At 62.3% G+C, this 7,917-nt stretch carries 5 protein-coding genes; all 5 read right to left on the reverse strand.

Annotation, left to right across the window (positions count from 1 at the left end; all coding sequences use genetic code 11):
* Positions 1-533: type VI secretion system tip protein VgrG (gene vgrG / locus B3Y70_RS07860; protein WP_219194588.1), on the reverse strand; the 533-nt coding region annotated here is incomplete at its 3' end.
* A 103-nt stretch (positions 534-636) separates the two neighbouring features.
* Entirely contained in the window at positions 637-4,230 is a 3,594-nt protein-coding gene (gene tssM, locus B3Y70_RS07865) for a type VI secretion system membrane subunit TssM (protein ID WP_153741737.1), read from the reverse strand.
* 27 nt (positions 4,231-4,257) lie between these two features.
* The gene (gene tssA / locus B3Y70_RS07870; protein WP_286894566.1) at positions 4,258-5,706 is read right to left on the reverse strand and encodes a type VI secretion system protein TssA; all 1,449 of its coding nucleotides are present in this window, start codon (positions 5,704-5,706) and stop codon (positions 4,258-4,260) included.
* Positions 5,707-5,717: 11 nt separating this feature from the next.
* Complete coding sequence (gene vasI / locus B3Y70_RS07875; RefSeq protein WP_022991308.1) at positions 5,718-6,353, reverse strand: type VI secretion system-associated protein VasI; 636 nt, start codon at positions 6,351-6,353, stop codon at positions 5,718-5,720.
* Positions 6,350-7,915, reverse strand: coding sequence for a sigma-54 interaction domain-containing protein (locus B3Y70_RS07880; protein WP_011787127.1), 1,566 nt, complete (start codon positions 7,913-7,915; stop codon positions 6,350-6,352). The genes vasI and B3Y70_RS07880 overlap by 4 nt, the downstream gene beginning before the upstream one ends.
* Positions 7,916-7,917 lie beyond the last annotated feature (2 nt).

The raw sequence follows: 7,917 nt of genomic DNA on the forward strand, positions 1-7,917 counted from the left end.
CCATCCACGCTGCCGTGCTGGTAGCGGTAGTGCCAGCCTTCTTCGGCGGCCAGGCGTTCCAGGAACTGCAGGTCGGTTTCCCGGTGCTGGACGCAGTATTCCCGTTCTTCCGGTGGGCGTTTGAAGTCGAAGATGGAATCCACAATGCCCCGCTCTTCGAGCAGGGTGCGCACGATGGCGTCGGTGGTCTGGGTCTGGAAGATGCGGCTGTTGTGCATCAGGCCCAGGCGCCACAGGGGCGGCTGGATGACCACTTCGTAGCGGGTGCGGCGGTGGCCGGTGTCGCCCCGCATAAATTCGTTCACCACGCCGGTAAATCGGCGCAGGGGCTGGCCGTCCTGCCACACCACCAGGTCTACCGGCTGTTCCAGTACATCGGCGGCGGCCACATCCGGGTCGGTGCTGGCCAGCTGTAACCGGCCATGGAACAGATCAGACAGCCGTTCGGTCAGCGCGAAGCCGACAACGACAAAGTGATCCGAGGGGAATTCGCCTACACGGGCGGTGAACTGCAATCCGCTTGCCTGGGGCATGACTTCGATCCCTGAAGATTGAATGTATCCGTTTTCAGCCTGCGCCATCCGGGTGCCGGCTCCCGCCAACCCGGGCACACATACCCGGGCGACGGAACACAGTTTAATACAAGCTGCGGGGTATGCGGTACCCTGAGAGCAATTGCTCTGTGAACGGGTTGGTATTGCTGGCCGCGTGCAGGCGATAACGCATTTCCCCGTCATCCACCGTGAACTTCACGTCCACCGCATTGCTGCTGACACCGGTGATGTCCGCCTTACCCAACAACCGGAACAGTGCCCAGGGACCACTTTCGGAAATGCTCCGGGGCGAGCGGTTAACCTGGATCGGCACCAGCGTTACCCGACTCTCCACGGTGTCCCGCAGGGTGTTCGGCCATACCAGCGGAATGCTCTGGCTGGGACCATGGGAGAACTCCACCAGCTGGCCATCGATATTCACCACCGAGCGACGTTTGTTGTTGCTGAGGTTCAGGGGTTCCAGCGCGAATTCCACATCCAGCGTACCGCTGCGGGTGAAAAACGCCTGGCGAATCTGCCGGGCACGATCAAGCGCAGCAACCACGTCCCGTCGCACCAGGCTGGCCCGGCGGGCATCACCCACATGTTCCGGATGGTCTTCCAGGAACAGCTTCAGGTTGTCGTTGTAGAAGGTTTCCAGAATACCGTCCGGCGCGAAGAAGCGCTCGAAGTCCTGCAGCGCAGCATCACGCCCTGCCCCCTGGGTAAACGGATAATGCCGGGCCAGGTTCTGCTGGAAAGGCTGGTAAACCTCGCGATACCAGTCACGCTCCAACTGGGCCACCGCACTGTCCAGAACCACCCGCCAGCTTTCGGTGGCCAGGCGGTTCAGTATCCGGTTCAGGGGTTCCGGCTGATGACCGGCCATGCGTTGCAGGGTGAAGATAGGGTCAGCGCCCTGCAGGCCCATGCGAGCACGAGCGGCACTGAGGGCGGCTTTGCCGGTATCCGGGGATTCCTGGATGTTTCGCATGTATTCATGCAGCTCACCCACCACCAGCATGACTTCCTCCAGCCCAGACGGCTCCTCACCCTGCTTGCGGGTAAGCTGGTTCAGATCACTGAACTGGCGCTCGATGTCCTGCAGCATGCGGTAATGGGGAGATTGCTCAAGCAACTTGCGTGCGGCTTCCGCTTCGCCTTCACCTACCGGAATCAGGCGGGTGTTTTCCCGCACCTGCGCCAGCAATCGGGCCAGTGGCTGATGGCCGCTGGTCAGGCTGTCGAGAATACGAACGCCGTGGTTGAGATCCTCAAACCGATGGATATCCAGCCGGCTCAGCGCTGTGCGCCAGGCCTCGGCATAGTGCTCGGCGTACAGCGTTTGCAGGCTGGCCAGCAGTTCGGCTTCATCGGCCTTGCTGAAATCAACATCATCCCGACGGCCCAGCACCCAGGCGTCAATCAAGGCCAGTTCGGTGACCGATCCGGATTCCCGAAGGAACCATTTTTCCAGTCCCTCCCGGGTCAACAACGCTGGTATCGAAAGTGGATCCTCAGCAGACGGCACATCCTCGGCAAGCGGCTCGCCGTAACTGTCCAGGCGGGTGAACACGGTCGAGAACGCCGGGCCGGAGCTGCGGGCCAGTTCCAGTGGGGTCGGGAAATCACGGCTGGCCTCATTCTCCAGCTCGCGGTATACGCGGTCTGAGGTGCTGATACGACCAAGCTCGTGCTGTGCCCATTCAACACTGCTGCGGAAGGGCGCCAGAGCCATAGTGGCGGTTGGGTCGCCGTTGGCTGCCAGGTCCGACAGGTCGGTGTGGGCCATGGCGTATTGCAGGTGCCCATACAGGCGATTCTGTACATCGCGCTGTCCGGGGAAACGGGCCTGCCAGTATTCACGCATGTAACCGGACACGATGTCGGTACGGCGGCCGCTGGCATCGTAAAGCATCCGCAGCACGCGCAGGTGTTCGAGCCGCTCAGTGCTGTTATCCGGGGCCTGGCCCATTTCCTCCATCACACCAAACATCAGCGCAGGCAGGTATTGATAGGCCAACATGTTCAGGTAGGCCTTATCCACTTCCGGGCCCACCTTGTGCCCCTGGTACAGCCCCATATCGGTCACCAGCCGCCACTCCTTGCGGTAATCGCCGAAGGCCAGAGTGGCATCCCGCAGCTCATCCAGCGGTTGCAGCAGATTACGGCCGGTGGTGTCCGGCTCATAGCCAACCGGCTGCCAGTCGTTCAGATAGCTTTTCACCCGGTTTTCCACCTGGGCGGCCGCTTCGGCATTCTGGAGAAAATAGTGCTGCCAGCCCGCCGTCATGCCCGCACCGGCGGCCAGAGCCACCACGGCGGCAACGGCCACCCGACGATGACGCTGGCGCACCACCCGCCGGTTATCCCCTGCCAGGCCCGCCTCCGGATAGATGATTTCGGGGAACAGCCCCTTGGTGAACAGGCTCGCAGACTGGCCACCACGCTGGGCCGGCTGAATCGGGTCGGACATCTGGTAGTTCCGGGCAGCAGCGGAGACAAAGGCGTCCTCGGGCACACCTTCCTGCAACACCGAGGTGAAGTAGGTGCCGCGTACCAGTGCCGGTGTGGAGAAGGCATCCGCCGACAGCAAATCCGTCAGGAACTGCTCCATGGCCGGCTTCAGGCCCGCCAACTGGCGGGTGAACGAATAAGCCGCCGCCCGTTCTTCGTTATCACGGGTGTTGGCCAGCACGTCCGGCAGGCGTTCGGTGAGCTCATCCACCATATCGGCGTAACGCTCGGCAAACTGTTCCAGCCACTGGTCCTGATCCTGCTGGCCGTCCAGCCTGAAGGTGAACCCCAGGGCCTTATCCTTCTCCGCCTTGCTGAGAGTACGGACAAACGGCGCAAATCCGTACATCAGATCCATCTTGGTGAAGGTCACATACACCGGCAGCCGGGACCCAAGCTGTTCCATCAGCTCCCGCAGGCGGGTGCGCAGCAGAATGGCGTGGGCTTCACGCTGCTGTTCGTTGGCGGCGCTCAGGCGCGCAAGATCCACAGCCAGGATAACGCCATTGAGCGGCCGCTGGGGCCGACTGCGTTCCAGCCAGGCGATAAAGTGGTTCCACAGCCGGCTCTGGATTTCACCGGTGGCACCCTCGCCCTGGTTCTGGCTCAGCAGTTCGCCATCCGGGTCGATCAGGACACCGTTGTCGCCAATCCACCAGTCAAAACTGAACGGGTTACGGTCGCCCCGGTTGTTACGGGTGACGTTGGTCAGGGTATAGGTTTGCCCGGCACGCTGAATCAGGCTGGTCTTACCGGCATCTTCCAGGCCCATCACCAGATACCAGGGCAGACGGTACAGGCCCTTGCGACCCGGCAGATTGCTTTTCAACGCCTGCAGCTGGCGGTCCAGCAACCGCTGTTGGCGACGCTCCATGGGCAGAATCGGGTCTTCCTGCTCCCGCTGCTCCTCGGCCTTGGCCTTGTTCACTTTACCCAGGCGACGGGCCAGCATGGTACCCCAGACCATCACCACCAGCAGGACCACCCCGAGGGTGACCAGAGCACGCATCTGCCAGGCCATCAACGGGTAGTCGCCGTTGATTTCCAGGCGTGGCCCCAGCCACCAGGTGGCTACCAGCAGGGCAATTACCCCCAGAGCCAGGGTGACGGGGGCGGCGCTGCGGATGTAGGGCAGAAGCCAACGACCAATGAGTAATGCTTTTCTCCACATGGTTTCCATTCCTGCGTTCGTTGCGTCTTGCGGGCGTTACGCCAGTCGTTCCAGTTGTTTTATAAGAGCCGGTTCCCAGTCTTCGAGAACCCGCCCCTGGATCTGGTTTTTCAGATCCTGAATCTGTTCGGCGGCCAGGGCTTTCAGGCCGGTTTCCTTGAGCAGCCGGGCCGTGGCCAGGCGCCAGTAGAAGCGCTCGCGCGGCTCCCGGGCATCGGCCAGACCCTGCTCCAGCAGTTCCATGGCCGGCGCCAGTTTGTTCTGCCGCACCAGCTCAAGCGCACCGTCGAATGCCTGCTCCCAGGGATTGGCACCTGCGCCCGTTCCTTTGCCAGCTGCCGGGGCTGTGTGCAACCAATCTGCACCATCGTCACTGAGAAACGGTGTGCCATCGTTGAAGGTGAGCTCGGCCAGTTGCGGCAGGCGGTCGACAAACGCTTTCAGGGCTTCCCGGATGGCCTCCGCGCAATCGGTATTGCCAAGGGCCATGGCCGCCCGGGCGCTGAGCCAGTGGCCATCGAGCCAGAACGGGCTGACCGACAGGCTTTGTTCAATGCGCTGCCACAGTTCCAGGTCCGGTGTTTTCTCCAGAGCTTCCCTGTACTCGGCCACCCGGTCTGCGCTGACGGCTGCCAGATCTGTGCGCTTGCCATCCCGGGTTGGCGGCAGGCTGGTGATACTCTGCCAGATGGCATACCGACGCATCCGGTAGCCCAGGGCGTTGTCCGGTTCGCTGCTGGTCAGCAGCTCGGCGACCTTGAGCAGACTCTGCCGGGTCGCACGCTCGTTACTCGGGTCCAGTGTCAGATTGCCCAGCGACGCGGCCGTAGTGTTGGAACTGGCCGCGCTGGAGGGCGAAGAGCTGGCCGTGCTCTCCTGGTTGTTTGTCGGGGTGTTTTCAGACGCCGTCCGGGGCGCGGTGGCCTGGTCCGGCTTGGGCAGCTTTTCCACGGCCCGCTTCAGGTCGAACAGGGCGTCGTCAGGTAAATCCCGGTCTTTGGCCTGGGTATCCAGTTTCTCAACCAGATCCAGACAGAACTGACGACCATCTCCTACGCTGGCATCAAAGTTCAGGCTCTCAACCGCTTTAAGGGCCCGCTGCAGCATCTGCGTAAACAGCATCTTGCGAGCCCGCTGCCCCTTGGCACCGGGATAGGGCCACGCGTTTTCCCACCAGTCGTCCAGCACCCGATGCAGCAGGTACAGCGACAGGGCAAACCGTTCACCATCGCCGCCACGTTGCAGGCTGAGCATGACAAAACCCAGAACCTTGATGTCCTTGCTGCGATCCGCCAGCAGTTTCAGTGCTTCGCTTTCAACCTTGTGCCAGTCGATGTCGTTGTGGGCCAGCGAGCCCACTTTCATGATCTCGTCTTCGAGAAACTCCAGCGTGCTGTCTTCAGCCAGGCTTTCGCCTACCCCGGTGTCACCCGGGATCGGGTTCAGTACCTGATCCACGTACGGATGCTGTTCAATCACCTGCATGCCATCACTCCTTACCAGCCACAGGCCTGGCGCAAAGGCTTGATCGCCTCAGCAAAGCCGTTGAGGTCAAACAGCAGGCCATCAAGCTCCCGAACCCCCGCCTGCAGGCGCACATCCGGCTGGTTGACCACATCCAGTACGGTGCGGATAGCGGGCAGGCCGCGACCCGCGCTGACCACCAAACCTTCATCGCGAACCCGCCAATGTGCCCGATGGGGCCCCAGAGTTACGTCCACTCGCTCGCGATCCAGTGGCTCCGGCAGCATGATGGCCAGCTCGGTGATGTTGTTGTGGCACTGCAGCGACAGCACCGGGCGTGGAGGTTTTACCCCGAGCGCGGTCACCGTCACCAGATGACCCGCCGCGCTGCCGGTGTCGCGATAGACCACCCCGCCGGCATCGTTCCCGCTGGCCTGTGCAAACACCCGGCGCCAGCGCTCCGACTGGTTCACCAATGCCGGATGCTGGCCGGCCTCGTACTGCGCCAACGGCGTACCGAACACCTCATCAAAACAGGCCAGACGTTCCAGCCGGTTCGGTTGTTCAGTGCAGGCCCGGGCTTCCGCCAGGCGGGTATCGGCCCAACTGCTGGTACTCACCAGCAACAGGACCATCAAGGGCAATCGGTGCAGGTCTTTCAGGGTCATACGTCGGTTACCTGATACTTCAGACATTTATGGGCCAGTGTGCGTTTTGGCAGGCCCAGGCTTTCCGCGGCCTGGGCGCGATTGCCGCCATACTGGCGCAGACGTTCGCGGATGATGGCGGCCTCAAAGGCCTGGGCGGCGGCTTTCAGGTCTCGGATATCATCGGCCGGAGGTACGCCCGGGATGGTTTTGGCTTCCACGAAGGCCATGGTCGACTCCGGGGAGTCGGCAAACAGATCGTCCAGGCGCAGGACCTCCGGCTGAATGTCGTCACCGGCCGGGGTCTGCAGACAGGCCAGTTCGATGATGTTGCGCAGTTCCCGGACATTGCCCGGGAAGTTGTAGTCGGCCAGCGCGCTCAGGGCATGGCTGCTGATGCCCAGCGGGCCACTGCCCTCGCGCTCGGTGTAGAGCCGGATGAAGTGACGGCTGAGCGCTTCCAGATCTTCACTGCGTTCCCGCAGTGGCAGAACGCGCAGGGGAAACTGGCTGAGGCGGTAGAACAGGTCCCGCCTGAACCGGCCATCCTCAATGCCCTCCTGAAGCGGCTGATGGGTGGCCGCCACCAGGCGGAAATCCGAATGTTGCTCTTCCCGGGCACCCAATGGCCGGAACTGTCGGCTTTCCAGCACCCGCAACAATTTGGATTGCAGTGCCATGGGCATATCGCCGATTTCATCCAGAAACAGGGTGCCGCCGTTGGCCTGGGCCAGCAGACCTTCTTTGGCCTGGTCGGCACCGGAGAAGGCACCCTTGGTGTGACCAAACAGTTCACTCTCCAGCAAGGTGTCCGGGATGGCGGCACAGTTGACCACCACCAGAGGCCCACTGGCACGGTCGGACATATCGTGGATGCCCCGGGCCACCACATCTTTGCCACAACCGGTTTCGCCCTGAATCAGCACTGACAGCTGGCTGCCAGCCGCTCGCACCACCTGGGCCCGGAGGTGGGTCATGGCTTCGGAATTGCCAACCAGGGTATAGGCCAACTGGCTGCAGCGCTGGCGCAGGCTTTCGGCATCGTGCAGGTGGTCCAGGGAGCGCTTGAGCAGCCGCCGTTGCCACACCTGGTCACGGGTTTGCAGCTGGCTGATCCATTGATGCACCAGCAGTTGCTTCAGGCCGCTGTACAGTGGCTGCGTAACGATGCCCTGCCAGTCAGGATGGTCGCCGCACAACACGAGCATGCCGAGGGTGCGGCCATCTTCGCCCTTTAATGGCTCCAGCCAGAAGCTTCTTGGACGGCCACTGAGTTCCAGGAGCGTCTGGAAGCCGGCATGATCCAGGCGATAACTGGCAGCACGGGTGAGTTCCCGCGGCTGGCCTGTCTGCAGCACGTGGGCAAAGGGGTGGCTGAAGTCGTTACAATCAAACTCGCCCGCTTCGTCCAGTTTGCTGCAGTGCAGGGTCCGGCCGCTGAGGTCGAGTTCCAGCGCCCAGCACTTGCTGAGCCCGAAGGCGCTTTCGAGTTGGCGGGTGGCGGTGTTCAACAGCGCTGGCAATGTGTCCTGTTTGATCAGTGCCACCGCCAGATCGATGCCGGTGTGCAGTTCCTTCTGCATCC

It is taken from the genome of Marinobacter sp. UBA5687, assembly GCF_002420325.1.
Classification (GTDB): domain Bacteria; phylum Pseudomonadota; class Gammaproteobacteria; order Pseudomonadales; family Oleiphilaceae; genus Marinobacter; species Marinobacter nauticus.

Coding starts and splice junctions, on each gene's coding strand:
- tssM (WP_153741737.1), bottom strand. CDS start 4,230: ATGGAAACCATGTGGAGAAAAGCATTACTCATTGGTCGTTGGCTTCTG.
- B3Y70_RS07880 (WP_011787127.1), bottom strand. CDS start 7,915: ATGCAGAAGGAACTGCACACCGGCATCGATCTGGCGGTGGCACTGATC.
- vasI (WP_022991308.1), bottom strand. CDS start 6,353: ATGACCCTGAAAGACCTGCACCGATTGCCCTTGATGGTCCTGTTGCTG.
- tssA (WP_286894566.1), bottom strand. CDS start 5,706: ATGCAGGTGATTGAACAGCATCCGTACGTGGATCAGGTACTGAACCCG.